27 protein-coding genes are annotated in these 25,468 nt (G+C 71.1%); 18 read left to right on the top strand and 9 right to left on the bottom strand.

The genetic code is table 11. From position 1 onward, the window contains the following. Positions 1–56: 56 nt before the first annotated feature. Positions 57–1,637 carry an LCP family protein gene (locus IH45_RS0122610; protein ID WP_030671310.1) on the top strand — a complete coding sequence of 527 codons (1,581 nt, stop codon included), beginning with the start codon at positions 57–59 and terminating at the stop codon, positions 1,635–1,637. On the opposite strand, the gene IH45_RS0122605 is transcribed toward IH45_RS0122610, so the two are convergent. Together IH45_RS0122605 and IH45_RS0122600 are read right to left on the bottom strand one after the other, a co-directional pair. Beyond that, positions 1,628–4,582: a P-type ATPase actuator domain-containing protein gene (locus tag IH45_RS0122605; protein ID WP_030671307.1), complete on the bottom strand. Its 2,955-nt coding sequence runs from the start codon at positions 4,580–4,582 to the stop codon at positions 1,628–1,630. The two genes, IH45_RS0122610 and IH45_RS0122605, sit on opposite strands and share 10 nt — an antisense overlap. Positions 4,583–4,589: 7 nt before the next feature. Next, on the bottom strand, positions 4,590–4,958 hold the full coding sequence (locus IH45_RS0122600; protein ID WP_030671304.1) for an ArsR/SmtB family transcription factor: 369 nt from the start codon (positions 4,956–4,958) through the stop codon (positions 4,590–4,592). A gap of 635 nt (positions 4,959–5,593) precedes the next feature. On the opposite strand from IH45_RS0122600, the gene IH45_RS1000000149460 reads away from it, so the two are divergent. From IH45_RS1000000149460 to IH45_RS0122570, 6 genes are all read left to right on the top strand, one after another. Then, entirely contained in the window at positions 5,594–5,758 is a 165-nt protein-coding gene (locus IH45_RS1000000149460; RefSeq protein WP_167515140.1) for a hypothetical protein, read from the top strand. 75 nt (positions 5,759–5,833) lie between these two features. Beyond that, positions 5,834–6,127 (top strand): Dabb family protein, encoded by a 294-nt coding sequence (locus tag IH45_RS0122590; protein WP_030671301.1) that lies wholly within the window; start codon positions 5,834–5,836, stop codon positions 6,125–6,127. A gap of 314 nt (positions 6,128–6,441) precedes the next feature. Beyond that, complete coding sequence (locus IH45_RS0122585; RefSeq protein ID WP_030671300.1) at positions 6,442–7,251, top strand: RNA polymerase sigma factor SigF; 810 nt, start codon at positions 6,442–6,444, stop codon at positions 7,249–7,251. A 191-nt stretch (positions 7,252–7,442) separates the two neighbouring features. Continuing rightward, positions 7,443–8,279 (top strand): RNA polymerase sigma factor SigF, encoded by an 837-nt coding sequence (locus IH45_RS0122580; protein WP_030671299.1) that lies wholly within the window; start codon positions 7,443–7,445, stop codon positions 8,277–8,279. Positions 8,280–8,964: 685 nt separating this feature from the next. Beyond that, positions 8,965–9,207 (top strand): hypothetical protein, encoded by a 243-nt coding sequence (locus tag IH45_RS1000000150050; protein WP_030671298.1) that lies wholly within the window; start codon positions 8,965–8,967, stop codon positions 9,205–9,207. Between the two features lie 90 nt (positions 9,208–9,297). Further along, complete coding sequence (locus IH45_RS0122570) at positions 9,298–10,437, top strand: methyltransferase domain-containing protein (protein ID WP_030671296.1); 1,140 nt, start codon at positions 9,298–9,300, stop codon at positions 10,435–10,437. Positions 10,438–10,470: 33 nt separating this feature from the next. Here the strand turns inward: IH45_RS0122570 and IH45_RS0122565 are convergent, their stop codons facing one another. Both IH45_RS0122565 and IH45_RS0122560 read right to left on the bottom strand, forming a co-directional pair. Beyond that, positions 10,471–11,358, bottom strand: a complete 888-nt coding sequence (locus IH45_RS0122565) for an NAD(P)H-binding protein (protein WP_030671294.1) — start codon at positions 11,356–11,358, stop codon at positions 10,471–10,473. Positions 11,359–11,519: 161 nt separating this feature from the next. Next, positions 11,520–12,578 carry a YncE family protein gene (locus tag IH45_RS0122560; RefSeq protein WP_030671292.1) on the bottom strand — a complete coding sequence of 353 codons (1,059 nt, stop codon included), beginning with the start codon at positions 12,576–12,578 and terminating at the stop codon, positions 11,520–11,522. A gap of 142 nt (positions 12,579–12,720) precedes the next feature. On the opposite strand from IH45_RS0122560, the gene IH45_RS0122550 reads away from it, so the two are divergent. Beyond that, positions 12,721–13,617 (top strand): LysR family transcriptional regulator, encoded by an 897-nt coding sequence (locus tag IH45_RS0122550; RefSeq protein ID WP_030671290.1) that lies wholly within the window; start codon positions 12,721–12,723, stop codon positions 13,615–13,617. Between the two features lie 71 nt (positions 13,618–13,688). Here IH45_RS0122550 and IH45_RS0122545 read toward each other — a convergent pair whose 3' ends face one another. Next, entirely contained in the window at positions 13,689–14,006 is a 318-nt protein-coding gene (locus IH45_RS0122545; protein WP_158813233.1) for a hypothetical protein, read from the bottom strand. Positions 14,007–14,180: 174 nt separating this feature from the next. On the opposite strand from IH45_RS0122545, the gene IH45_RS0122540 reads away from it, so the two are divergent. The 6 genes from IH45_RS0122540 (at position 14,181) to IH45_RS0122515 (ending at position 18,116) form a co-directional block, all read left to right on the top strand. Next, positions 14,181–14,543, top strand: a complete 363-nt coding sequence (locus tag IH45_RS0122540; RefSeq protein ID WP_030671284.1) for a hypothetical protein — start codon at positions 14,181–14,183, stop codon at positions 14,541–14,543. A 269-nt stretch (positions 14,544–14,812) separates the two neighbouring features. Continuing rightward, positions 14,813–15,574 (top strand): DUF4232 domain-containing protein, encoded by a 762-nt coding sequence (locus tag IH45_RS0122535; protein WP_030671281.1) that lies wholly within the window; start codon positions 14,813–14,815, stop codon positions 15,572–15,574. Between the two features lie 102 nt (positions 15,575–15,676). Then, on the top strand, positions 15,677–16,099 hold the full coding sequence (locus IH45_RS0122530) for a helix-turn-helix domain-containing protein (RefSeq protein ID WP_030671278.1): 423 nt from the start codon (positions 15,677–15,679) through the stop codon (positions 16,097–16,099). Between the two features lie 48 nt (positions 16,100–16,147). Continuing rightward, the gene (locus tag IH45_RS0122525) at positions 16,148–16,561 is read left to right on the top strand and encodes a VOC family protein (protein ID WP_030671275.1); all 414 of its coding nucleotides are present in this window, start codon (positions 16,148–16,150) and stop codon (positions 16,559–16,561) included. Between the two features lie 326 nt (positions 16,562–16,887). Beyond that, positions 16,888–17,688: a S1 family peptidase gene (locus IH45_RS0122520; protein WP_234440630.1), complete on the top strand. Its 801-nt coding sequence runs from the start codon at positions 16,888–16,890 to the stop codon at positions 17,686–17,688. Next, positions 17,685–18,116: an ankyrin repeat domain-containing protein gene (locus IH45_RS0122515; RefSeq protein ID WP_030671263.1), complete on the top strand. Its 432-nt coding sequence runs from the start codon at positions 17,685–17,687 to the stop codon at positions 18,114–18,116. Before IH45_RS0122520 ends, IH45_RS0122515 begins: the two co-directional genes overlap by 4 nt. Positions 18,117–18,132: 16 nt before the next feature. Here IH45_RS0122515 and IH45_RS0122510 read toward each other — a convergent pair whose 3' ends face one another. Continuing rightward, positions 18,133–18,777 (bottom strand): CatB-related O-acetyltransferase, encoded by a 645-nt coding sequence (locus IH45_RS0122510; RefSeq protein ID WP_030671258.1) that lies wholly within the window; start codon positions 18,775–18,777, stop codon positions 18,133–18,135. A 171-nt stretch (positions 18,778–18,948) separates the two neighbouring features. Between IH45_RS0122510 and IH45_RS0122505 the strand changes: the two genes are divergently transcribed. Together IH45_RS0122505 and IH45_RS0122500 are read left to right on the top strand one after the other, a co-directional pair. Further along, positions 18,949–19,686 carry a hypothetical protein gene (locus IH45_RS0122505; RefSeq protein ID WP_158813231.1) on the top strand — a complete coding sequence of 246 codons (738 nt, stop codon included), beginning with the start codon at positions 18,949–18,951 and terminating at the stop codon, positions 19,684–19,686. A gap of 136 nt (positions 19,687–19,822) precedes the next feature. Further along, complete coding sequence (locus tag IH45_RS0122500) at positions 19,823–20,263, top strand: cupin domain-containing protein (RefSeq protein WP_030671251.1); 441 nt, start codon at positions 19,823–19,825, stop codon at positions 20,261–20,263. 16 nt (positions 20,264–20,279) lie between these two features. Here IH45_RS0122500 and IH45_RS0122495 read toward each other — a convergent pair whose 3' ends face one another. Together IH45_RS0122495 and IH45_RS0122490 are read right to left on the bottom strand one after the other, a co-directional pair. Further along, positions 20,280–22,556 (bottom strand): S9 family peptidase, encoded by a 2,277-nt coding sequence (locus IH45_RS0122495; protein WP_030671248.1) that lies wholly within the window; start codon positions 22,554–22,556, stop codon positions 20,280–20,282. A 161-nt stretch (positions 22,557–22,717) separates the two neighbouring features. Beyond that, positions 22,718–23,386, bottom strand: coding sequence for a DUF4097 family beta strand repeat-containing protein (locus IH45_RS0122490; protein ID WP_030671231.1), 669 nt, complete (start codon positions 23,384–23,386; stop codon positions 22,718–22,720). A gap of 226 nt (positions 23,387–23,612) precedes the next feature. On the opposite strand from IH45_RS0122490, the gene IH45_RS0122485 reads away from it, so the two are divergent. Beyond that, positions 23,613–24,368, top strand: coding sequence for a helix-turn-helix domain-containing protein (locus tag IH45_RS0122485; RefSeq protein WP_030671226.1), 756 nt, complete (start codon positions 23,613–23,615; stop codon positions 24,366–24,368). A 171-nt stretch (positions 24,369–24,539) separates the two neighbouring features. After that, the gene (locus tag IH45_RS0122480; protein ID WP_030671221.1) at positions 24,540–25,097 is read left to right on the top strand and encodes a Uma2 family endonuclease; all 558 of its coding nucleotides are present in this window, start codon (positions 24,540–24,542) and stop codon (positions 25,095–25,097) included. 46 nt (positions 25,098–25,143) lie between these two features. Here the strand turns inward: IH45_RS0122480 and IH45_RS01000000143970 are convergent, their stop codons facing one another. Beyond that, entirely contained in the window at positions 25,144–25,410 is a 267-nt protein-coding gene (locus tag IH45_RS01000000143970; RefSeq protein ID WP_199810707.1) for a GntR family transcriptional regulator, read from the bottom strand. Positions 25,411–25,468 lie beyond the last annotated feature (58 nt).

The following is a 25,468-nucleotide window of genomic DNA, read 5'->3' as shown; positions in this document are numbered from 1 at the left end:
CTGGCCCGAACGACCGTCTTCTTCGGCAAGAACCGCGCAGGTGAGGGTGCACACACATGACAGCAAGCAGTCGCAGGGCGGTGGCCGAGCGCACCGGACGGGCCAGGGACAGCAGCCGCGGTGGCGGCGGTGACCGGGCCGTACGGGGCAGACGGCGGCCCCTGCGTACGGCCGGGATCGTGGCCGTGTCGCTGCTCGTACTGATCACCGCGGGCGCGGGCTGGTTCTACTTCAAGCTCAACGGGAACATCACCACATTCGGCGCCGACGGCGTCAGCCCGCAGCGCCCCGCGGAGGGCGCCGGCGGACAGAACGTGCTGGTCATCGGCTCGGACTCGCGGTCCGGCGGCAACAGCTCGCTGGGTGGCGGCGACGGCGACGTGGGCCGCTCGGACACCGCCTTTCTGCTGCACATATACGGCGACAGCAAGCATGCGGTCGCGGTCTCCATACCCCGCGACACCCTGGTGGAGATACCCCCGTGCCGGCTGCCGGACGGCAGGTGGACCGCGCCGCAGCACAACGCGATGTTCAACGCGGCCTTCTCGGTCGGCGGGAGCGCCCGGGGCAATCCGGCCTGTACCCAGAACACGGTGGAGAAACTGTCCGGCGTCCGTGTCGACCACACCGTCGTCGTCGACTTCGAGGGCTTCTCGAAGATGACGTCCGCGGTGGGCGGCGTACCGGTCTGCCTGCCGAAGGACATCTACGAGGGCGACCTGAACCCGAACCGCCACTCCCGCGGTGAGCGGATCTTCGCCAAGGGCCCGCAGAACGTATCCGGTCAGCAGGCGCTCGATTACGTGCGTATCCGGCACGGGATCGGCGACAACTCCGACATCGGCCGTATCCAGCGGCAGCAGGCGTTCGTCGGTTCGCTGATCAAGAAGGTCAAGGACCAGGGGTTCAACCCGGGCACGCTGCTGCCGCTGGCCAACGCCGCCACCCGGTCCATGACCGTCGACCCGGGCCTGGACTCGGCCGACAAGCTGCTCTCCTTCGCGATGTCGCTGAAGGACATCGACCTGCACAACACCAAGTTCATCACGCTGCCGTGGCGCTACCAGGGCGAACGCGTCGCGATCGTGCACCCGGCGGCGGACACGCTCTGGGCGGACATCAAGGCGGACCGCACGCTGGACGGCAAGAACGCGGGCGGGCCGGGAGCCCAGGCGTCCCCGGGCCCCTCGCCGTCCCCGTCCGGCTCGGGTACAGGTACGGGTACAGAAGCGGGTACGGGTACGGGCATCAGCGTCGCCGTTTACAACGGCACCACCAAGACCGGCCTGGCCGCCCGCGCCGCCGGGCAGCTGAAGTCCGCGGGCTTCACCGTCACCGGTACGGCGACCGCGCGTACCCAGGATCACGCGACGACCACCGTCGAGTACGGCGCGGGCAAGGAATCCGAGGCCAAGGCCGTCGCCGCCCGGTTCCGTGACGCGAAGCTGGTGCCGACGGCCACCGCGGGCGTCAACGTCGTCCTGGGCGCCGGTTACGCGGCCGATCCGACCATGGCATCCTCCGCCCCCGCCGCCGCCCCATCCGGTTCGGCAGCCCCTTCGCCCGGCTCGTCGTCGATCGGCGACTCGGCGCGATCGGCGGACGACAACATCTGCTCGGGGTTGTCCTACGGGTGAGATACCCGCCGGTCGTACCGCCTCTTGGCCCACGCCAGCCCGGCCCCGTACAGCACCAGTACGGCCGCCAGCAGCCCGTAATAGAGGGGCGGCAGCGCCGACATGCCCAGCAGCGGGCCCAGCGGTGACGGCGGCAGCAGCAGGCCGATGACGGCGAGCGCGCACACCGCGCCCCGGATCGGGCCGGGTGCCCGGCCCTCCGCCGAGTGGCGTCCGGCGCGCAGCAGGTACATCACCAGCGCCTGCGTCAGCAGGTTCTCCGTGAACCACCCGGCGTGGAACGCGTCCTGGCCGCCCGGGTGCCCGGAGCCGTGCACCGCCAGCATCAGCACGCCGAACGTGGCCAGGTCGGCGGCGGCGTTGAGCAGGCCGAATCCGGTGATGTAGCGGAGCAGGTCGGCGGGGCGCAGCACCGCGGGCCGGCGCAGCGCGGCCGGGCCCGGCCGGTCGAAGGCGAACGCGAGCTGGACCGCGTCGAAGCACAGGTTCTGGACCAGGACCTGTGCCGGGAGCATCGGCAGGAACGGCAGCAGCAGCCCGGCGCCGAGCATCGCGATGACGTTGCCGAGGTTGGAGGAGAGGGTGATGCGCAGGTACGTGGCGATGTTGGCGCTGCTGCGGCGGCCCGCGACGATCGCGCCGTCGATGGCGTTCAGGTCCTTCGAGGCGAGGACGACATCCGCCGCCTCGCGCGTCACGTGCACGGCGTCGCGCGGGGCGATGCCCACGTCACAGGCGTGCAGGGCGGGGAGGTCGTTGACGCCGTCGCCGAGGAAACCGACGGTACGGGGCGGGGCGCCGGTACCCGTACGGTCGTCCGCGGCCGTACAGGCCGTACGAGCCGTACCAGTCGTACGAGCCGTACGGCGCGCCGTGCCGTCCCCCGCCCGCAGCGCCCCCACGATCCGCGCCTTGTGCTCGGGCGTGCAGCGCGCGAACGCCGTCGTACGGGAGGCGAGGCGGGCCAGCTCGCCGTCCGTGAGGCCGTCGATCCGGTCGGCGGTGAGCACCGCGCCAGGACCGGTGTCCAGCCCGAGTTCGCGGCATACGTGGGTGACGGTGCCCGGGTGGTCGCCGGTGAGGACCTTGACGGCGACGCCGCGCCGTGCGAGGCCCGCGCAGGCCGCGGCGGCGGTCGGGGCGAGCGCGTCGCGCAGGCCGACGAAGCCGACGAGGGTCAGGCCGCGCTCATCCGCCGGGGTGTACGGGCCGAGCCGGGCGGGCCGCTCGGCCACCGCGACGGCCAGCAGCCGCAGCCCGTCCACCGTCCGGCCGTCGACGAACCGGGCCAAGCGCGCGCGGGCCGCGTCGTCGAGGTCGGTGTCCTCTCCCCCCGTACGGACGCGGGCGCAGCGCTCCAGTACGTCCTCGGGCGCGCCCTTGACGACGAGCGTGTGCACACCGAGCCGCGGGCCGGGTCCGCCCGCCGACGCCGCGTCCGTACGGATCACCGCGCACGACGTACGGCGTACCGGGTCGAACGGGAGGGCCGCGATCCCCTCGTAGGCCAGCAGCTCGTCGAAGTCGTCCTCGGCCGCCTCCAGGATCGCCTCGTCGAGCGCGTCCGGCGTGGGCAGCTCGGCGAGCTGGAGTGTCCACAGGCTGTTGACAGCCGCCCAGTGCAGCGGTCCGGGCGCGGGGCGCCCGTCCGGGGCGAGGGAGCAGGCCAGGACCGGGCGGTCCTGGGTGAGGGTGCCGGTCTTGTCCGTGCACAGCACGTCGATCGCGCCGAGGTCGTGCAGCGCGGGCAGCCGCTTGACGATCACCTCGCCGCCGCGCGCGAGCAGCGCCGCGCCCCGGGCGAGCGCGGTGGTGACGATGACGGGCAGCATCTCGGGGGTGAGCCCGACCGCCACCGCTACGGCGAACGGCAGTGTCTCCAGACCGCGCCCGCGCAGCGCCGCGTTGGCCATCAGCACCAACGGCGGGGTGAGCAGCATGAAGCGGATGAGGGTCCAGGAGATCCCGTTCACCGAACGGTCGAAGGCGCTCTCGCGCGGGCGGCGCGGGAGTTTACGGGCTCCGGACACCCGGTGGGTGCCCGGCCCGCCGGGGACGGCGCCGCTCCCGCGCGACTTCCCGTACGCACCGCCGAACAGCGTCTCCGCACCGGTGGCCAGCACCACCGCGGTGGCGCTTCCGGAGGCGACGCTGCTGCCCTGGAAGCACAGCTCGGGCCGTTCGAAGAGGCTGGGGCCGGCGGGACCGCCGTCGTTCGCGGGATCGCCGTCGCCCGCGTATGAGCCGGTGCCCGCATACGAGCCGGTGCCCGCGTACGAGCCGGTGCCCGCATACGAGCCGGTGCCCGCGTCCACCGGCTGCTTGGCCACCGGCGCCGACTCGCCCGTCAGCGCGGCCTGCCGCACCGTCAGCCCGCTCGCGCGCAGCAGTCGCAGATCGGCGGGGACCAGGTCGCCCGGACCGAGCCGGATCACATCGCCCGGCACCAGCTGATCCACCGGGATCTCCCGGGCGGTTCCGCCCGCCGGCCCCCGCCGCCGCACCGTCGCCGTCGTGGCGATCAGCTCGCGCAGCGCCGCCGTGGAGCGCTCGGCCCGGTACTCACCGCTGGACCGCAGCACCGCGCTGACCACCACCAGTACGGCGATCACGCACGCCGTACCCCAGGACGCGACGGCGGCCGAGACCAGCGCCAGGCACAGCAGGACGGTCGTGAACGGATCGCGCAGGCTGCGCACGAAACGCCAGGGCCGGCCGGCGGGCCACCGTTCGGGCAGCGTGTTCTCGCCGTACCGGAGCAGCCGCTCCTCGGCCTGCGCCTCGGTCAGGCCGCGCGGCCCGCTCTCCAGGAGGCGCAGGGTTTCCAGGGCCGTCAGGCCGGGGGCGTCCCGCAGGGCGGCGCCGCTCGCCGCCCGTACTTCCGGTGGTACGAGGTGTGTGTCCGGCTCCGCCTCCCCCTCCGTACGCGCGGCCGCGGAGCCCACGACCTTCTCAGGCGCCCAGGCCACGGACGCGTCCCGGAACCGCCGGCCCTTCGGACCCGCCCGTCCGGTCGGTCAGCTGCCCCACCAGCCACCGCACCATCGACACCACGTCGGGGTCGTCGACCAGGTACACCACGCGGCGGCCCTCCCGCCGCGACCGCACCAGCCCCGCCAGTTTCAGCTTCGCCAGGTGCTGACTCACCGCGGGCAGCGCGCCGCCCACCCGTTCCGCCAGCCCGCTGACGTCACACTCGCCGCCCGCCAGCACCCAGACGATGTGCAGGCGCGCGGGCGACGCCAGCAGTCCGAATGTCGCCGCGGCCTCCGTCAGCACCTCGGCCGACGGATCCGCCACGTCGTCGACGCCACTCGTCACAGCCGCTCTCCATCCGCCCTGGGCCGGGCCCGTGCCCCCGAAAGGGCCCAGTCTAGGCGCCGGGCACCGGGCACTCCCGTAGGAAAGGAGGCTCGTGTGGGCCGGCCCGCGGGCCCCGGCGCCCCACGCAAAAGCCCCGGCGCCGGGCCCGGAGGCCCGGAGCCGGGGCTCCGTGGGTCTGGTCGGGGGAAACGGCATCGGGGGGACAAACCGTTTCCCCCGATGGTGGACCGGGCCCCCAAGTCCGCGCCGCCAGTCAGGGGGGAAGCCGCGGCGTGGACCCCGCAGCGGGGCACTGTCCCGTACCCCGCGAATTCCTGCCAGATTCGCCGGGCACACCACCATCCTGCTCCGGCCGCCGGGTGCGGGCCCCGGGCAAAGGACCCCGCTCCAGGGGCCTTTGGTCCTTAAAGTTCTGATCAAGTGATCGTAGAAGCCTTGATCGCCTGGTTCTTCGGGGCTACCGGTCAACACCACGCCCCGCCGCCGACCGGTCCACCGCCCGTCACGAACCCGGCCGGGTACCCCCGCTCCCGCCGCCGACTCCACCCGTGTGACGGAAGTGGTTAGACTCACCCCGCCCGGCACCGGGGAAGGGCGGGCGGGAGCTGCCGTAGGGGAGACGGGACAGTCGGATGGCGCAAGCGAAAAAGATCGCGTTGTACGTGGTCGCCGTCTTCGTCCTGTACACGATCATCACGTCCCCGGCACGCGCCGCCGATCTGGTGCAGATAGGGTTCGAGGGCATTTCGTCGGCCGCCCACGGGGTCGGCGAGTTCATGACCCAGCTGATCTCGTAGGGCGCCGGCCGGGCCGGGCGGTGCCACGGGACGTACGGCGCGGGCCCGCACGAGGAACGCACGGAGGACCGTCCAGTGATACGCCACCTGGTTCTTTTCAAGCTCAACGAGGGCGTCGAACGCGACGAGCCGCGGGTCGTGGCGGGCGCGCAGGCGTTCCAGGAGCTGGCCGACCAGATCCCCGAGCTGGAGTTCTGGGAGTGCGCCTGGAACATCACGGACCGGCCGATCGCGTACGACTTCGCCGTCAACTCCGCCGTCGCCGACACCGACGCCCTCAAGCGCTATATCGAACACCCGGCCCATCAGGCCGCCGCCGGGCAGTGGCGCGAGTTCGCCACCTGGGTGATCGCCGACTACGAGTTCTGAGCCGCGGCCCCGGCCGCGCACCCGCCCCTCGCCCCTTACGGGTGAGGGGCTTCTCGCTTTCCGGGGCGGGGGCTTACGCCGCCCGGCCGCACCGGAGCACTCCCGCCGCCGGGACCCGCTCCGCGCTCGACCCCGAGCCCGACTCCACGACCTGCTCCGCGGCTCACTCCGCGGTCCACCACGCAGCCCACTCCGCAGCCCACTCCGCGATCAACTCTGCGATCAACACGGCGTTATGCGGTGCTTGCACACAGTGCACATGTCTTGTGATGCTATGACCGCTTTTGCCGGATGAATGGACTGAGAAGGGTGGCGTGACCGTGACGGCCCGAACTGCGCCCAAGGCGCCATCCCGCGAGAGCAGGAGCGCGGACACGCGGGCACTCACACAGGTCCTGTTCGCCGAGCTGTCCAGCCTGGATCCCGGCACACCGGAGCACGCCCGGGTGCGCGCCGCCCTGATCGAGGCCAACCTGCCGCTGGTGCGCTATGCGGCGGCACGTTTCCGCAGCCGTAACGAGCCGATGGAGGACGTCGTCCAGGTCGGCACGATCGGGCTGATCAACGCCATCGACCGCTTCGACCCCGGGCGCGGGGTCCAGTTCCCCACCTTCGCGATGCCGACCGTGGTCGGTGAGATCAAGCGCTACTTCCGGGACAACGTACGCACCGTCCACGTGCCGCGCCGCCTCCACGAGCTGTGGGTGCAGGTCAACGGCGCCACGGAGGACCTGACCGTGCTGCACGGCCGCTCGCCGACCACCGCGGAGATCGCCGAACGGCTCAAGATCGGCGAGGACGAGGTGCTGGCCTGCCTGGAGGCGGGCCGTTCGTACCACGCGACCTCCCTGGAGGCCGCGCAGGAGGGCGACGGACTGCCGGGCCTGCTGGACCGCCTCGGGTACGAGGACCCGGAGCTGGCCGGCGTCGAGCACCGCGACCTGGTACGCCATCTGCTCGTCCAGCTCCCGGAGCGCGAGCAGCGGATCCTGTTGCTCCGTTACTACAGCAACTTGACGCAATCACAGATCAGTGCCGAGCTGGGGGTGTCGCAGATGCACGTGTCCCGGCTACTGTCGCGGAGCTTCGCACGACTGCGGTCCGCAAACAGGATCGAAGCCTAACCGGGACGGGCGACCCCTTCCTGCACGGATATGTCGACTTGGCGCTACAGCGTGTTGCCGACATGTGACATTCTGCAGGAACCGCGTTTGCCGTGGCGTCGCCTCCGGTATTCAGGTGGAGGCATAAGTTCTCGGTTCCGCCGCGGGCCGAGGGCACCGCAGCGACCCGACCGCGACCTCAAGGGGGTGGCATGTCCGTAGAACTGGGCAGCTCGAAGGTGCTTCCCGCGATTCCCGCACCGGCAGCACCCGCGCACGACGACGACGCTCTCAACACCCGTACGCTCTCCCGCTCCCTCTTCATGCGGCTGGCCACGCTGGACCCGGACAGCGCCGAGCGGGCGTACGTCCGCGACACCCTGATCGAGCTGAACCTGCCCCTGGTGCGTTACGCGGCGGCACGTTTCCGCAGCCGCAACGAGCCGATGGAGGACATCGTCCAGGTCGGCACGATCGGTCTGATCAAGGCCATCGACCGTTTCGATTGCGAACGCGGCGTCGAATTCCCGACGTTCGCGATGCCAACCGTGGTTGGCGAGATCAAGCGGTTCTTCCGTGACACCTCCTGGTCGGTACGGGTCCCGCGCCGCCTCCAGGAGCTGCGCCTGGCCCTCACCAAGGCCAGCGACGAACTCGCCCAGAAGCTCGACCGCTCCCCGACCGTCACCGAACTCGCCCAGTGCCTCGGGGTGTCCGAGGAGGACGTGGTCGACGGCCTGGCGGTCGGCAACGCGTACACCGCCTCCTCGCTGGACTCCCCGTCCCCCGAGGACGACGGCGGCGAGGGTTCCCTCGCGGACCGCCTCGGCTACGAGGACAGCGCGCTCGAAGGCGTCGAGTACCGCGAGTCTCTCAAGCCCCTGCTGGCCAAACTCCCCCCGCGCGAACGCCAGATCATCATGCTGCGCTTCTTCGCCAACATGACCCAGTCCCAGATCGGCGAAGAGGTCGGCATCTCCCAGATGCACGTCTCCCGCCTGCTGACGCGCACCCTGGCCACCCTCCGCGAGGGCCTGATCTCCGACTGACCGGCCCCACGCCTCCTGGCACCGCCCTGCGCACCACCACACCGCGCCCTGCGCACCGGGCCTATGCAACTGACTACCCGTCAGCAACACTGGCCCGATGCGACGGACCACCCGCGCCCCACACCTCCGTACCGCTCGCGCGCCCCATAAGACGCGCGCCCTTCTCTCCACGGCCGTCCTCTGCTTGGCCACGCTGCTCTCCGCCTGCGGTGGCGACGGCGGCCGGGGTTACGCGGCGGTGGGCGCCGCCGGCCCGGCCGACGGCCGTTCCCCGACGAAGCCGGTACCCCCGGGTGACGCGATCACTCTCACGCCTCTGGACGGGCCCAGCTCTGAGCCCCGGCGCGGCAGCCCGGCCTCCTCGGGCACTCCCTCTCCCGGTTCTGGCACTGGTACGAGTACGGGTACGGGCCCGGGTGCGACGACGGGTACGGGTACGGATACAGGTACGAGTCCGAGCCCGGGTACGGACAGCAGCCCCACGCGGGCTCCCTCCGCTCCGACGCCCCCCAACCACCACGCAGGGCACGCCGAAGAGCCGAGCGAAGCCCCACCCGAATCCCCTCCCACCGCGCCGTCCCCCTCCCCCACGCCCAAACCCTCCACGCCCAGACCTTCCACTCCTCCCCACCTGACCCTCGGCCCCCTCCAACGAGCCGACGCCGACGTACGGTGGTGCGAGAGGGTGACCGTTGATCTTCGCAACACCGGTGGCCGCCCGGTGACTTCCGGAAAGATCACCTTCGGTACCCACATCATCGGCGCCCTGGGCATCGACTGGACCACCCGAACCTCCACCCACCCCCTCCCCGCCCCTATCCCGGCCACCTCCCACCGCACCGCCACCTGGCGCGTGTGCGTGGCGTCGTGGCGGGTGCTGCCCGGCATGCACATCGATACGCGGGAGCTGCGGGTCGAGTGGGAGTGAGCGGTGCCGTACCCACCGCGGACGGCCCCTGACGAAACTCCTGACAGGCACAGAAAAAGGAGCCGCAATGAGTTCGCACGGGAAGCACCGGTGACCGGCGCCGACCGGCTGCACGCCCGGGCCGTCCGGCTTCTCGACAGCTCGGGCGCTTTCGCGCGGCCCTGGATGCGGGAGGCATTCCGTACGGTTCCGCGGCATGCCTTCGTACCGGACACCGTCTGGGTGTGGCACGCCGAGGACGACCGCTACCACCCGCTGTCCCGCGCGGACGACGAGGAGCGGTGGGCCGAGCTGGTGCACCACCCCACCGAACCCGTCGTCACCCAGGTCGACGACGGCTACCCCGCTCTGACCGACGGTACGGGCGAGCTGCCCACCAGCTCGATGAGCGCCACCAACGCCGTGCTGACGACGCTCGCCGCCACCGACCCGGAGCCCGGCAGCCGGGTGCTGCACATCGGCACCGGTACGGGATACGACTCCGCGCTGTTGTGCGAGCGGGTCGGCGGGGCGAACCTGGTCACCATCGAGGTCGACCGGTCGCTCGCCGACGCGGCCCGGGAACGGCTGCGCCGTCTCGGCCACCGGCCGCGCGTCGTATGCGGGAACGGCGAGTTCGGGCAGCGGCAGGACGCGCCGTACGACCGCGTCCTGTGTACGGCGTCGCTGTCCCGCGTCCCCCTCACGTGGATCGGCCAGTGCGCCCCGGGCGGGCGCATCGTCGCGCCGTGGAAGACCACGTTCCAGCCCGCCGGCCTGGCGGTGCTGACCGTCGACACCGACCGCCGCAGCGCGTCCGGCCGGTTCGGTATGCCGCTGACCTTCATGGACCTGCGCGGCCGGCGCCGCCCGGGCAACCCGCTCCCCCGCGTCTACTCGGCCGGGCGCTGGGAGGAGAGCCGGTACGGTACCGCGACGCTCCCCCCGGACTTCCTCGACGACTTCCACGCACGCTTCACCCTCGGCCTGTGGCTGCCCGGCGTCCACGCGACCCGCACACCGACACCGGACGGCTCCCCCGCCTGGTGGCTGACCACGGACACTTCCTGGGCGTACCTCTGCGCCGGGGAGACGTTCCAGTGGGGCCCCCGGGATCTGGCCGAGGAGGCCGAGCAGGCCTACAACTGGTGGCTGCAGGAGGGGGAGCCGGAAGTGTTCGACTTCGGGCTCACGGTGGACGGGGAAGGACAGCGGACGTGGCTGAGGGAGGCGGACCGGACGGTGGGGTGATCGGGGTGATCCTGCGCCGCGGGTCGGCGGGCCTCAGGCCGCCGCGACGGCCGGCTTGAGCACCTCCTCGCACCACTGCCGGAACGTCGTCGGCGTCGTCGACTCCGCGGTACGCGGCTCCGCGTTGTCCATGCCCTGGTTCTTGGCGTCGAACATGTCGGTCATGGCCTGCGCCATCGGGGCGGTGGTCCCGAACCCCATGAGGCGGTCCCTGAGGGCCGCGCCCGGGATCTGCTGATAGCCGACCTCGGTGCCGAGGACATCGGAGATGATCTCCGCCATCTCGGTGGGCGACAGGTCCTCGGGCCCGAGGCAGGCGACCTGGCCGGTCCCCTTCCAGCCGTCGTCCAGCAGCAGCCGCGCGGCGGTGGCGGCGATGTCGCGGGTGGCGACGGTGGGCGCCTTCAGGTCCGGGTCGATCATCATGAAGAACGTGCCCTGTTCCTTGATCGCGCCGACCTGGTGGAGCAGGTTGTGCATGAACGACGGGCAGACCACCGCGCGGTAGGCCACGCCCGAGGTGGCGATCAGGTCGTCCATCGCCAGCGAGGCGGTCACCAGACCGGCCCGGCTGGCCATCGGCGTACCGCGGCCGAGCGCCGAGATGCCCACGACCCGCTCGACACCGTGCCGGGCGAACGCCGCGCACGCGGGCCAGGTGAAGTCGACGAACGCGGCGTCGGGGCTCGGTTCGGCCCCGTCGCCCGGCGCGAGCCAGAAGACGGCCCGGGCGCCGTCACACGCCCGGTCGATCACGTCGGGGTCGCGGTGCGAGCCCACGACGACCTCGACACGTTCGCGTATCTCGGGCGCGATCCGCGAGGGGTCGCGGGCGACGAGGCGCAGTGCGGCCCCACGGTCGAGCAGATCGGGGACCAGGTGGCGGCCGATGGTGCTGGTGGGGGCGGTGATGACGATCACGTAAGACCTCTTTGCGGGAAGGGGGTTCGGTCATGTTGGCGGGGAGGACGTGCGGTCACGGTCGCGGGAAGGGAGTACGGTCAGGCGGTCCGGGGCGCGGCCGGGTGCGGTCAGGCGCTCCGGGGCGGGGCGGTCAGGCGGTCCGGGGCGCGGTCGGGCGATCAGGCCGCACGCGGGATGTACGCCAGTCCATGGGCGCCCGCCTCACCGCGCTTGGCGATGTCCAGCCGGGCGGCCAACCGCCGCGTCTCCAGGTCGACGATGTCGACGGTGGACGACGCGATGCAGGCCACGTACGCGAGACGGCCGTCCGGTGACGAGGTGATGGTCAGCGGGCCGCGCCGCACCTCGACCCCGCCCAGCAGTTCCCCGGTGCCGGCGGAGAACACCGAGAGGCGTCCCGGCGCGTGCCGCCCGAGCTGGGACACCGGGTCGCGTTCCATCCGCTGCTCGCCCACGAGCAGCAGGCCCGTCGCGGTCAGATGCACCGGTACGACGACGTGCTCCGTGGGCAGGTTGCCCACGACGGACGCCGTCCCGGCATCGATGATCTGGAGGCCGGTGACAGGCCGGCCTTCGGTACGGGCGTCGCGAACGGAATTGGCGTAGGGCGCGGCGACGAAGACCCGCGTGCCGTCGGCGGCGACGGCGAGCCCCTCACTGCCCGGCACCTCGACCTTCGTCGTCATGACCCCGCGTTCGAGGTCGACCACCGACACGAACGGCGCCTCCTTGTTGGTGGCGTAGCCCGTCGTGCCCGCCGGGTCGATGGCGAACCAGTGCGGTCCCGGGGCGTCCGTGTCGATCCGGCCCACCGGTCGGCGGGTCTCCGTGTCGATCACCACGACACCGCCCGGCCGGTCCTCCGCGCCCTCCACGCTGACGTACAGACGGTGGCGCGCCGTGTCCAGCGCCAGGCCGTGCGGGCCGTGTTCCGGCGCGAGGTCGATGACCTCGACGATGCGCCGGGTGTCGGGGTCGATGACGGTCAGCTCGGTGCACCGGCCGCTGTTCGCGTGGTAGTAGCCCGAGTGGTACGTGATGGTGCACCACAGCAGCCGCCGTGTCGGGTCGAAGCACAACTCGTGCGGCTGGGCGGGGACTTCCACCGTACCGACGTGCTGGTCGGAGGCGGCGTCGAAGAACTCGACCGTCGGGCCGGTCTGGCTGACGACGGCCAGGACGTCACCGTCCCGCCCGATGCGCGGGGACTGCGGCATGGCGTACTCCTCGGATGGTGCGGATGAGGCGTCACGCGTATTCGCGGACCTCTCCACGATCGGTCAGCGGCAGCCCGCCAACAATGCAAGGATCGGCATCCAATACTTGCCTCAGACGTAAAAGCCCAGCTCAGGAGTGACATTGGATCTCAACTTGCTGCGCGTCCTGGACGCCCTGCTCCAGGAGAACAGCGTGACCCGCGCCGCTGAACGGCTCGGTACGTCACCCGCGGCGGTCAGCCGCACGCTGGCCCGGCTGCGCCGCGCCGTCGGCGACCCCCTGCTGGTCCGCGCGGGCCAGGGGATGGTCCCGACGCCGCGCGCCCTGGAACTACGGGACGAGGTGGGGGCATTGCTGCGCGGCTGTGACAACGTGCTGCGGCCCGGCGCCGGTTTCGACGCCGTCCACCTCCAGCGCAGCTTCACCGTGCAGGCCACCGACCTGGTCCTGTCGGGGGTGGCCGGAACCCTGACCGAGCGGATCCACAAGGAAGCGCCGCACGTGGACGTGGTCTTCCTGCCGGAGTCGGTGGAGGGCGGCCCGGCGCTGCGGCAGGGCTGGGTGGACGTGGAACTGGGCGCACTGGGGCCCCTCGACCCGGAGATCCGTACCCAGCCGCTGGCCCGGATGACGGTGGCGGGCGTCGCCCGCAGCGGTCACCCGCTGTTCGACGGCCGGATCGACGTCCGCCGCTTCGCCGCCGCCGGCCACATCGGCATCTCCCGGAACGGCAAACGCCTCGGCCCCATCGACAGCGCCCTCGCGGAGCGCGGGCTGCACCGTCGGATCGCGGTCGTCGTCCCGAGCCATACGAGCGCGATGATCCTCGCCCGTAACTCCGACCTCGTCGCCCTCACCCTCACCGACTGGCTCCCCGACACCACTGCCGCGCTCGGCCTGCGTACCTTCCCCATCCCCCTCGACCTGCCCACCATCGAATTCGGCATGGCCTGGCACCCCCGCAACGCGGCGGATCCGGGGCACCGATGGTTCCGGGAGCACTTGGCGGCGGCGGTTCGAGGGCCGAGCGGAGGGTGATGGTGCCTATCGGGCAGGCGCATCCAGGCCGGCGGGGCACACGGCGTACGGATATCCGCCAACGGCCCCGATCAGGACCGCTGCCGGTCTTCCTCCGACAACGCGCACCACGCCTCGTACAGCTCGTCCGTCAGCTTTCTGTGCACTTCCTTCTCCTCCCTGCGCGACGGAGCGTCCAGCACCAGCCACTTGGCGTCACCCAACGCCGACGGGACATCGCCCAGCAATTCCCGCGTGACCACGATCGAGTCCATCACCGGCACGCCCAGCGCGCTGAGCAGCTCCTGCACAGCGTCCATGCCTCCCGGGGAGGCGAGCACGGGACGGAACTCCGTCACCAGGGCGGCGATCCGTGCCAACCGCTCCGCGTCCATTCCCCGAATCTCCACCTCGAACGCCCCCTTCTCCCCATGTCCGGTAAGGCAAAACTACTGAACAGCCGCGCCGTTCGCCCGATCATTTAGCCACGCGCCGACCAGAGCTTTACGATCTCGGCCGCGATGCGGGCCCGCAGGGCGTTGCCAATATGCGTGACGCCGGGACGAATTCATCGTTCACCTCAGGTGATCACACGTCCGGCCGCCGCCATCGTCCTCACGTCCGTGAGTGCGGTGATCGCCACCGCCACCCCCGCCGCCGCCGGAGGCATCGGGGACCTCCTCTCCCCGGCTTTCGGCGTCACCTGCGCCAACCTCAACAACGGAGCCCGAGCGCACGGAGCGACCACCCACGACACCGGCGCCGCAAACGGCAACCTCGCCAGCCTCCCCATCGGCAACGCATTCAACCAATGCGGCGGCGCCGACGCCCCCGCACTTTCCCCACTGGAATGTGAGCCCCTGTCCAAAATTCTCGACCAGATGAGCCTGCACGCCGGCGGGGGCGGCTTGCCATGCTTCAAGGTGAACCTCACCAGGCCCGTGTAATTGATGCCCCCGTCCGCTGAGCGCGCTCTTCGTTGATGTACGGGATGGCGCACGGCGAGAAAGGCTGATGCCCGATCCGCCGTAACGGGTGGGAAGGCACCGACCGTCTCGTCCTGGGCCAGATTCTTCAGCTCAGGGGCCGTCGTCTCCCTGCTCGCGCCCGTGTTAGCTGGGCGTTAGCGGAGCGCCAACCGGGCGGTAGTGACCCCGATCAAAGTGGATGTCGTACGGAAGAAAACCCGACACCGACTTCCCCGGGGGAAACCGAAATGAACGCCGCCACCTCCGCCCGAACCACCCGCCGCCGCATCGTACGCACCGCCGCCGCAGCCCTGACCGCAGCCGCCGCCCTGTCCCTGACCGCCTGCTCCGGCTCCGACACCGCCGCCGCCACCAAGCCCGCAAGCCAGGCGGACACGGGCAGCGCCCCCGAGGCCGGCGGCAACGACCCCGCTGCCGCGGCACAGGGCAACGAGGCCCAGCCGGACAACGCCAACTCCGGCTCCGGCTCCGGTTTCGGCTCCGGCGAAGGCACCGCGTCCCACGCCACCGGCTCCGGCAACAACGCCGCGAAGAGCACAGGCAAGAGCACAGGCAAGAACGCCGGCAAGAGCACGGCGAAGGGCAAGTTCTGCCGGACGAACGAGCTGACCATGGAGGCCGTGGACAGCTCGCCCGACCAGAAGGTCGGCGACGTCACCGTCCAGATGACCAACAAGGGCGGTCGGACCTGCTCGGTGACCGGCTTCGCGGGCGTCGACCTCAAGGACGCCGACGGCACCTCCGCCCCCGTCCACCGCGGCGGCGAACAGCCCCGCATCACCAACCTGAAGCCCGGCGACACCGCCACCTTCAGCATCTCCTACACCGTCGACTTCAGCGGCGACAGCCTCGCCTCCCCCACCCACCTCATCGTCACCCCGCCCAACGAGACCCACAGCGTCTCCCTGAAGTGGCCCGCCGACGCCCTGAAGCTGGCCGGCCCGTACGACGAGAAGATCAAGGTCCACCCGGTCGGCATCGCCAACTGACCGGCACACCACCCGGCGAGGGAGCCGAGCCCCGCCTCGCCCCAGGCCCCCGTACGCGCCGCGGACGTACCCGCCGACACCCCTCCATGGTGTGATGCCCCCATGAACCGCGCCGTCGAAGACACCAACCGCCGCATGCTGCGTGCCCGGGACGCGATGGACCGGGCGTACGCGCAGCCGCTGGACGTGCCGGCGCTGGCGCGGATCGCCCATGTGTCGGAGGCGCACTTCACGCGGACGTTCCGCGCCACGTTCGGTGAGACGCCGCACCGCTATCTCCAGCGCCGCCGGGTCGAGCGTGCGATGTTCCTGCTGCGCGAGACCGGGCGCAGCGTGACGGACATCTGTTTCGAGGTCGGATTCGGCAGCCCGGGGACGTTCAGCCGTACGTTCCGGGACATCGTCGGGCGGTCGCCGCGGGCCTACCGCAAGGAGGCGACGGCTGTGGGGGTGCCGACATGCTTCACGATGGCGTGGACGCGTCCGAGCGCGCCTGCACCTCCGTCGGGCCCGGCCACCGGCTGAGCAGTTTTGGATAAGTTTTCGTCCGGCCCGCTCAGTAGCGTGATGGACATGTTCAACGCCATCACGCAATCGCAGATATACGTTCTCGACCAGGACGAGGCCCTGGACTTCTACGTCGGGAAGCTGGGCCTGGAGGTCGTCGCGGACGTCGACCTGGGCTTCATGCGCTGGCTGACCGTCAGCGTCCCCGGCCACCCGGAGCGCCAGATCCTGCTGGAGAAGCCGGGCGCGCCCGCGATGTCCGAGGAGACAGCACAGCAGGTACGTGAGCTGGTCACCAAGGGAGCGATGGGCGGCTGGCTCATCTTCACCACGGGCGACTGCCGCAAGACGTACGAGACGCTGCTGGCGCGCGGCGTGGAGTTCACCGAGGAGCCCACCGAGCGCCCGTACGGCACCGACTGCGGCCTCCGCGACCCCTTCGGCAACCGCATTCGCTTCACTCAGCCGAAGCAGGGCTGAGGCAGGCCGAGGCGGGGGCGACACGGGGCTGAGGACGCCCGCCCCCGAGGCGCCCTCAGGGTCGTCACTCCCCGGGATGACCGCCGACGCGACCGAAGGCTGATTACTTCCGCCCGCCCCGTCACTACTTTCGATCGCCGGAACAACAGCAACTGGCTGTTGCGGAACAGGCGATCAGGGGAGCGGGCATGGCGGGGAAGCGGTGGGGAACGGGAGTCGGGCACGCGAAGGGGCGGCGGACGCGAGCGCGGCTCGGAGTGGCCTTGAGCGCGGTCGTACTGGCCGGAGGCGGTACGGCCGTAGGAACCGCCGGGACAGCACATGCCATGTCCGGAGGCACGCAGTTGCTCCGGCCCGGCGCAGCCCCCTGGCTCGCGACGCTGGCCATGAAGGGTGACGGCCCGCTGCTGGGACGGGCGTCCTGCGGGGGTGTGCTCATCGCGCCCGACCGGGTGCTGACCGCTGCCCACTGCCTGGCCGGCGGGGACATACGCACCCTGGAGGTGCACCTCGGTTCCTCGGTGCTGTCGAAGGACCCGGGCACGGTACGGGACATCCGCTCCGCCACCCTGCACCCGCGCTTCGAGTTCCTGCCGTCCCCCGCCGACCCCGACCGCCCGGAGTGGTCCTCCGCGGCCAACGACCTGGCCGAGATACGGCTGAGCGCTCCGGTACGCGGGGTCCGGCCACTGCCGGTCGCCCAGCACCGGCCGCGTCCCGGCACGCCCGTATCGGTCTTCAGCCACGGTCTGACGGCCGACCCGGCCACCTCCCGGCCCGGCCAGGACGTCCGCGGCAACGTACTGCGCCGCGGCGACCTGACCGTACGCAACCACCAGCAGTGCGCCGCCCAGACGCCGGCGGTGGTGGACGAGGCGTCGGTCTTCTGCGCCCGCGATGTGCGTGCCGAAGAGACGGGCCGCACTCCCGCGGCGATGTGTTACGGGGACAGCGGCAGCCCGCTGGTGACCTGGGGACGGCGCGGCAGGCCGGAGCTGGTCGGTATCTTCAGCTTCGCCGGCGAGACGGCGGGGAAGGCATGCCTGCCAGCGGACGCGGCGTTCGCCGACGTACCGGCGCTGCTGCCGGAGTTGGCAGCGGGCGTACGGACGAAGGGCCACCGATGAACCGACGACGGCGGAAGAAACTGGCGAACCGGCTGGTGGCGACCGTGATGTTCGGCGAGACCCGCGAGGTCGCCGCGCTGCTGCGGTCCGGCGCGCAGCCGGGCGCCGCGAACGCCGACGGTACGACGCCGCTGTACGCCGCGTCCGTACACGGCGACGCGGCCGCCGCCCGCCTGCTCCTGGCCGCCGGTGCCGCGCCGGACACGGAGAGCGGGCACGGCTCGGAGGGCACCCCGCTGTGCGCGGCGGCGGCCTGGGGGCACCTCGATGTCGTACGGGAACTCCTCGCCCACGGCGCGGATCCGAACCTGCGCGAGGACGGCGGAACCGGCATGTCCCCGCTCGACTGGGCCACGAAGGAATTCCAGCCGCATCCGAAGACGGCGGCGGTGCTGCGGGCGGCGGGCGCGCGTCTCCGGGACCGCTGAGCGAGGCCCCGTAAGGTCACGTCCTCGGCGCCACCGCCGCCAGTTCCTCCACCGACCCCGACATGATCGTCCGCACATGCTCCGTGAGGTGCTCGACCGGCCAGTCCCACCAGGCCAGCTCCAGCAGCCGCGCCACGTCCTTGTCGTCGTAGCGGCGGCGGATCAGCTTGGCCGGGTTGCCGCCGACGATGCCGTAATCGGGTACGTCGTCCACGACGACGGCCCCGGAGGCGATGACCGCCCCGTGCCCGATCCGTACGCCGGGCATGACCATGGACCGGTAGCCGAACCACACGTCGTTGCCGACCACGGTGTCGCCCCGGCCCGGCAGTCCGCTGATCAGGTCGAAGTGGTCGGACCAGGAGCCGCCCATGATCGGGAATGGGAACGTCGAGGGGCCGTCCATCCGGTGGTTGGCGCCGTTCATGATGAACCGCACACCCTCGCCGAGCGCGCAGAACTTCCCGATGACCAGCTTCTCGGGCCCGTAGTGGTACAGCACGTTGCGCGTCTCGAATGCGGTCGGGTCGTCCGGGTCGTCGTAGTACGAGAACTCACCGACCTCGATCAACGGCGAGGTGACGAGGGGCTTGAGGAGCACCACGCGCGGCTGGCCGGGCATGGGGTGGACGACGTTCGGATCGGCGGGGACGAGGGGCATGGGGGTGGCCTTTCGAGCGGGTGGTGAGGTACGGATCACTGCCCCGGCAGGATCCCAACGAGTGCCGCCCCAGGCGACCTATTAGTCGGAGCAATCAGTTGATCTCCCCCTCCCACTTCTCGGTGATCGTCCGCGCGCAGGCAGAATGGCGGTCTCGACCATGGGGGCCTGATGTCTCGATTTCTGCGTGCCGCGGTGGCGGCCATAACGGTCACCGTCTGCCTGGCGGCCACCACGTCCTGCGGCTCCGCGAAGCCCGCGCGGCCGCCGCAGCCACCCCATTCCGAGCCGTTGACCGAGGCCGACCTGAGGTCTCTGCTGCCTTCGGGGAAAACCTTCCGAGGATATGTCGCCCGGCCTGACGAGCAGCCCGCGACAACGCGCCCGACCACCGGCACCGCCGACCACCCGCCCGAGCGCTCGAAGCTCTTCCCGGACGCTCCCCCGGCCTGCGAGGCTCTGGTCGATTTCGAGCTGAATCACCTACTGCACCGGCCCGCGGCGAGGGTGTCGTCCTGGATATCACCGCAATTCAGCAAACACACGGACACCGACTACACGAAGTTCCATTCGCTCAGCCTGGCCAGTTACCCCGTCGAGGAGGCGAAGACGGTGATGGCGTCCCTCAAAGAGGCCTTGCCTTCGTGCAACCAGTTCAAGGTCTACACCCTCGCGTTCGGGGACCAGGACGGGGAAGTCGCCGTCGGGAAGTGGTCCGCGCCGAAGGTCGGGGACGACTCGGTCGCCTACACCTGGACCGTCATAGGCATTCCGATGGACCAGACCGTCCCTGTCACCGTCGTACGCACCGGCGGCGTCATCGCCTCCTACTCCGGCGCGGTCATCGACGAGATCCCACAGCAGCAGCACAAGACGCTTCGGGACTTCATCTCCGGGACCGGGGGCTGATCGCGGAACAGACCGGCCCCGGCCGTCCCGCCCTGCTGCCGAATTGCCGGGCCAGCAACAGAAGTTGCCAGCCTGGCAGAGGTACCCCCAGCCTGTTGCTCCCACAGGGCCATCGAGAGAACCAGGGGGCACCACGATGACCAGCCAGGACAGCACGGCGACCGTACCGACCACCGACGAGACCACGCCCAAGCCCAACCGCGTCCACCACGTCCGCGCCGGCGAACTCGACGGCCACACCGCCATCAGCGGCCACACCGTCGGCTCGAAGCGGCTGTGGATGGGCCTGGTGGAGAACGCGCCGCTGAGCGCGACGGACAACCACCATCACGGCGAGTCGGAGGCGGGCATCTACGTGGTCAGCGGCCACCCCGTCTTCGTTTACCACGACGGTACCCAGGAGGTACGGGTCGAGGCGGGCCCCGGCGACTTCCTGCTCGTACCGCCGCACGTCCCGCACCGCGAGGAGAACCCCGACCCGGACGAGCCCGTGGTCGTCCTCATCGCACGGACCACGCAGGAGCCGATCAAGGTGTCCGTACCCGAGTTGTACCGGTACGAGGGTGCGGAGGCGTAGGAGGAGACCCGCGCGCTCAGCCGAACAGCTCGCCGAGCAGCTCGGGGCCGATGGCGATGGGCGCGGGCCGGTAGGCGGGCGGCTGCTCGCCCGTCAGCTCGCGCACCAGGAAGTCCCAGCACCGCGTGCGGACGTACGTGAGGCAGTCGATGAACATGTGCTCGGCCCCGGGCACGATGAACAGCTCGAAGTCCTTGTTGGCGGCGACGAGCCGGTCCGCCAGCCGCAACGTGTGGTCGGGGTGGACCTGATCGTCCATTTCGCCGTGGACCAGCAGCAGCTTGCCCGCCAACCGGTGTGCGATGTACTCGTTGGAGGTACGGGCCCAGGCTTCGGGGTTGTCCGCACCGTCGTAGGCCTCCACGAAGCCCGGGCTGAAGAAGCGGGCGTCGTGATATCCAGCGAGGGCGACTCCGGTCCGGTACACCTCGGGGAAGTCCAGCATCGCCCGCACCGTGGCGAATCCGCCCCCGGAGTGGCCGAACGCGGCCACCCGGTCCAGGTCCATCCACGGCCGGTCCTCGGCCAGCTGCCGCAGCGCCGCGACGTGGTCGTCCAGGCAGCCCGCGTCGGACAGGCGTCCGTACGAGGCGTCATGGAAGGCCTTGTCGCGTCCGGGGGTGCCGCGCCCGTCCATCGCCACCACCACGAAGCCCAGCGCCGCGAGCGGCTCCGCGTCGAGGCCCATCCCACCGGGGTCGAAGCCCGGGGCGACCCGGTTGACCTGCGGGCCGGGGTAGATGGTGTCCACCACCGGGTAGCGCCGGGCGGGGTCGAAGCCCCGCGGCCGGTACAGCACGCCGTAGATGTCCGTCACCCCGTCCGCCGCCTTGACGCGGAACCGTTCCGGCGGCGTCCAGCCGGTGGCGGTGAGCTTGCTGATGTCGGCGCGCTCCAGCTCGGCCAGCACCCGCCCGGTCCAGTCACGTACGCGGATCACCGGCGCGGTGTCGACGGTGGAGGCGGAGTCGATGAAGTACGCCTCGCTGCCCGGCTGGATGACGACATGGTCCAGGTCATCGTCGGTGACCTTGGCGAAGCCGGAGCCGTCGAGTCCCACCCGGCACACCGTACGTCGATACGGGTCCGTACCGACGAGCCCGGAGGCGGTGAAGTACACCACCCGCTCGGCCTCGTCGACGCGCAGGATCTGCCGTACCGCCCACGGTCCGGAGGTGATCTGCCCGAGGAGCGCGCCGGTGCGCAGGTCGTACCGGTACAGGTGGCCCCAGCCGTCCCGCTGCGAGTACCACAGCACCTCCTCCGCCAGCACCCGCACGATCGGCGGCTCGAACAGCCACTGGTTGGCATCGACGCGGGTGGCTCCGCTCTCGCTGAGTACGGTGGTGACCTCGCCGGTCGCCGGGTCCATCCGGTGCAGGGTGAGCGTACGCAGGTCGCGCGGCTGGCTGAGGTAGTACACCGCCGAGCCGTCCGGGGCCCACCACGCCCACTTGCTCATGACCGGCGACAACTGCAGCATGAGCAGCGGTTCGGCCTGCGCACGGACCACCGTGCCGTCGGCGACGTCCAGCACGACCAGTTCGGCCTGCGGCAGGTGCTCGTCCCCGGTGTAGGCGAACCGCTGGGTGTGGAGGCGGGGCGCGCTGCCGTCGGCGGGCCGGGCCTCCAGGAGGTGGGTCTGCCGGACGCTCCGCTCATCGGACCGGTGGGTCAGTATCTTCGTGGAGTCGGGCGACCAGGCCACCGCGGGCGGCAGGTGCGGGAGGCCGAACTTGCGCAGCAGGGTGGGGTTGCTCGTGCATTCCGGTCCGGTGCCGTACTGGTGGCCGGGCTCGCCGTCGGTGGTCAGCGCCCACTCGCGGCCGTCGGCCAGCGAGCGCGCCCACAGGTCGTGCCCCCGCCGGGACACCGCGAACTTCCCGTCCGGTGAAGGCACTTCCAGCGGATTGCCGGGCGGTGTGAACTCGGCCGGCTCACAGGCGTAACTGTCGAGGTCACAGCGCCAGTGACTGCCGAACGCGTCGAACTCCACGGCGTCCGCGCGCAATGCGATGGCCGCGAACGGCAAGGCCTCGGCATCGACCCGCTGCTCAGCGGCGGCGGCCAGCGCGTCGGCGAGACGGGCATGATCGAAAGCCGGCTCACGACTGCCCGCCGCCGGGTCGACCAGCACGAACCGCCTGCCGACGCCATTGTCCACCGCGTACCAGAAGCGGGCGCCGCCGTCGATCCACTGCGGCCTGATCCTGTCGCCCACGACGAGTGTGCCGGGGCGGACGGCGCGGCGCAGGAGTTGTTCCGCGGCCTGGTAGTCCTCGGTGGTGGTCATTTCGACGTCCTTTCTCGGGGTGGGTGGTTGCGGGGCGGGGCTCTACCGGGGGAGGTGCCCTGGGCGGCGGGGCGGCGGGGCGGCGGGGCGGCGACCGTTACGGGAACGGCCGTCGCGCCGATGGTCTCGCCGGCGGTCTCGCCGGAGGCCCCCGTCCGCCCTCAGAGGCTGCGGGCGATGATGTCGCCGTACGCGGTGGTCGCGTGGATGTTCAGGCCCGCGGCGCCGTCGGCGTTCTTGAGTTCGTTGCGGATCCGGCCGTACGAGGTACCGGCGTCCAGGGAGGCGGAGACCCCGCGGGCGGCGCCGACCGACACGTCACCGGCCTGGGTGCTCAGCACGACCGTGCCGCGTACGGCCTCGGCGATACGGATGTCGCCCTTCGCGTTGCTGATCTCCGCGGGGCCGTTGAGGCGCCCGACCGACACGTCACCGTCGAGGGCGGTGAGGCGGACGCTCTCCGCCTCGTCGACCTTGACCGTGCCACTCGCACCGTCGAAGACGACCTCACCGAACCGTCCGACGCCCCGGAACTCGGCGCAGGCCGCCTTTCCCTCGATACGGGACCCGGCGGGCAGCTGGACCGTCACCTCGACGGACCCGGAGGGACCGAAGTACTGGTTCTTCGCCGCCGGAGTCGTGATCCGCAGGACCCCGTCCCCGTACTCGACCTCGACCTGCTCCGCCGCCTTCACGTCGCGGCCCTTCGCGGCGTTCGCGGGCAGGACCTCCACCGTGGTGTCGGCCCGGGCGGCGGCGATGAACTGGACGCGCCCCGCGGGGATGTCGAGGACGGCGGAGACCGGGGTGGGGGTGGCGAACTTCTGCATCGTGCTCTCCTTTGCGCTTGCTGTTTCCGACTCCAGAAACGCTACGTTGCGTTCTCGGAGTGCGCAACGATGCTGTTGCACAAGATTCGCATTAGCACAGTTCAGAGGCGTCTTTTCGTTGCAACGGCCACGACATCAACGCAACACCAACAACCCCACTCGTTGCATTGACCTGACGCTGAACGCTATGCTGACCCCCTCAAGCAAGTACGAAGGGAAGTGCGCGATGCCGGGAGGCAGGCTCACCCAGCAGGAACGTCAGCAGATCGCGCTGGGACTGGGCGACGGGCTCGCCTACGCGGAGATCGCCAGACGTCTCGACCGCCCCACCTCGACGGTCACGCGTGAGGTGATGCGCAACGGCGGCCCCACCGGCTACCGCGCCGACCTGGCCCACCGCGCGACCGAGCGCCGCGCCCACCGGCGCAGGCAGACCACTCCCCGTGGGCAGCAGGCGGCCCCGCAGGCGCACGGACGCGATGCCGAGGCCGTGCGCGAGTACGAGGAGATGTTCACGACCCTCCTCATGCAGCAGGGCCTGCCCAAGATGATGTCCCGCGTGCTGACCTGCCTCTACACCACCGACGCGGGCAGCCTCACCGCGTCCGAACTCGTCCAGCGTCTCCAGGTCAGCCCGGCGTCCATCTCCAAGGCGATCACGTTCCTGGAGAGCCAGGGCCTCATCCGCCGGGAGCGCGACGACCGCCGCCGCGAGCGGTACGTCGTGGACAACGACGTCTGGTACCAGGGCATGCTCGCCGCCGCCCGCTCCAACGCCCAGCTCGCCGAGGCCGCGCGGCAGGGCGTCAGCGTCCTCGGCTCCGACACGCCGGCCGCCGCCCGCCTGGAAAACATCGCCCGCTTCGTGGACTTCGTCGGCGAGAGCATCGCCCGCGCGGCGGAGCAGGCCCGGGAGATCCTTTACACGGGGCCCGAGGGGGCTGCGGAGGGCGCGGACGCGCCGGGTTCCGAACGCGGGTAGGCGGAGGCGGGCTGCCGTCCCGGAAGCCCCGGCCGGTCGCGCCCGCGCCGGACTCCTCTCCCGTACCGCCGTCTTCGTGGGCTTCGTGCCTTATGGCCAGGCGGTGGCGTTGAACGGACGGGAGGCCGCCCGCCGTTCTTCGGCAGGCCGCCGGGACGGAAGGGTGTACGCATGGGCAACGAGGCGACCGACCACGACCACGGCGTCGATCCCGAACTCGCCTTGAAGTACGCGGTCCAGCGCGATCACGGCGACCGGGCCCAGCTCATCGAGGGCGTCATCACCCCGGCGTCCTCACCCTGGGCCCACGAAGCCACCGTCCACAGTCTCCGCAACCAGCTCAGCGCCCGCGCCCACGAACTCGGCTGCGTCATCGGCTCCGGCTACCTCGACCTGCCCGGCTCCCCCAACTGGTACGTCCCCGACCTCGCCGTCGTACCGGCCGCCGTGGCCAGGAACGCCGGCGCCCTACTGCCCGCCCAGACCTTGCTGGTAGCCGAAGTCACGTCGAAATCGCACGCCGAAACCGACCGCGCCATCAAGCGCCGCCGCTACGCGGAGTACGGGGCGCCGCTGTACTTGCTCGTCGATCGGCAGCAGCGCGACGTCACCCTGTTCGCAAGTCCTGCCCGACGCGGCTACGCCCACATCACCGGCCCGCTGCCGTACGGCACCCCGTTGAACCTTTCGGCCCCGTTCGACCTGGAGCTGGATACCAGCGGCTTGTGACAAACAGCCGTTTCGCCTGGTCGAACCCCGACACGGGCGCAACCAGTCATGCGCCGTCGGAGCCCTCGGCAGGCTTTTCCGGCAGGTCTTTGGAGACGAAGGAGCCCATGCCCAGCTCCGTGTAGATCAGGCCCTCCGCTCGGAGGCCGCGGTGCACCTTCTGGCTGGTCGCCGTCGCGATGCCGAACTCTTCCTGGAGCTTCAGCACCGATGGGATCTGAGTACCGGGCGGGTACGTGCCGTCAGCGATGCGATTCCGGATGATGTCGGCGACCTGGCGCCAACGGGGCCGGTCGGGGGCAAATTCGATCACCTGAACCAGGCTAGGCAAGGCACCCCGTCCTAGGCGAGCGGTGATACCCCCTAGTACA

The organism is Streptomyces rimosus subsp. rimosus (genome assembly GCF_000720725.1).
In the GTDB taxonomy this organism is placed as follows: Bacteria; Actinomycetota; Actinomycetes; order Streptomycetales; family Streptomycetaceae; genus Streptomyces; species Streptomyces rimosus_A.
The sequence above is the reverse complement of the archived record's forward strand: the minus strand, read 5'-3'. Positions and strand labels throughout refer to the sequence as shown.

Coding starts and splice junctions, on each gene's coding strand:
- IH45_RS0122610 (WP_030671310.1), top strand. CDS start 57: ATGACAGCAAGCAGTCGCAGGGCGGTGGCCGAGCGCACCGGACGGGCC.
- IH45_RS1000000149460 (WP_167515140.1), top strand. CDS start 5,594: ATGGCGCAAGCGAAAAAGATCGCGTTGTACGTGGTCGCCGTCTTCGTC.
- IH45_RS0122580 (WP_030671299.1), top strand. CDS start 7,443: ATGTCCGTAGAACTGGGCAGCTCGAAGGTGCTTCCCGCGATTCCCGCA.
- IH45_RS0122560 (WP_030671292.1), bottom strand. CDS start 12,578: ATGCCGCAGTCCCCGCGCATCGGGCGGGACGGTGACGTCCTGGCCGTC.
- IH45_RS0122535 (WP_030671281.1), top strand. CDS start 14,813: ATGAACGCCGCCACCTCCGCCCGAACCACCCGCCGCCGCATCGTACGC.
- IH45_RS0122530 (WP_030671278.1), top strand. CDS start 15,677: ATGAACCGCGCCGTCGAAGACACCAACCGCCGCATGCTGCGTGCCCGG.
- IH45_RS0122525 (WP_030671275.1), top strand. CDS start 16,148: ATGTTCAACGCCATCACGCAATCGCAGATATACGTTCTCGACCAGGAC.
- IH45_RS0122520 (WP_234440630.1), top strand. CDS start 16,888: ATGTCCGGAGGCACGCAGTTGCTCCGGCCCGGCGCAGCCCCCTGGCTC.
- IH45_RS0122515 (WP_030671263.1), top strand. CDS start 17,685: ATGAACCGACGACGGCGGAAGAAACTGGCGAACCGGCTGGTGGCGACC.
- IH45_RS0122510 (WP_030671258.1), bottom strand. CDS start 18,777: ATGCCCCTCGTCCCCGCCGATCCGAACGTCGTCCACCCCATGCCCGGC.
- IH45_RS0122505 (WP_158813231.1), top strand. CDS start 18,949: ATGTCTCGATTTCTGCGTGCCGCGGTGGCGGCCATAACGGTCACCGTC.
- IH45_RS0122500 (WP_030671251.1), top strand. CDS start 19,823: ATGACCAGCCAGGACAGCACGGCGACCGTACCGACCACCGACGAGACC.
- IH45_RS0122495 (WP_030671248.1), bottom strand. CDS start 22,556: ATGACCACCACCGAGGACTACCAGGCCGCGGAACAACTCCTGCGCCGC.
- IH45_RS0122490 (WP_030671231.1), bottom strand. CDS start 23,386: ATGCAGAAGTTCGCCACCCCCACCCCGGTCTCCGCCGTCCTCGACATC.
- IH45_RS0122485 (WP_030671226.1), top strand. CDS start 23,613: ATGCCGGGAGGCAGGCTCACCCAGCAGGAACGTCAGCAGATCGCGCTG.
- IH45_RS0122480 (WP_030671221.1), top strand. CDS start 24,540: ATGGGCAACGAGGCGACCGACCACGACCACGGCGTCGATCCCGAACTC.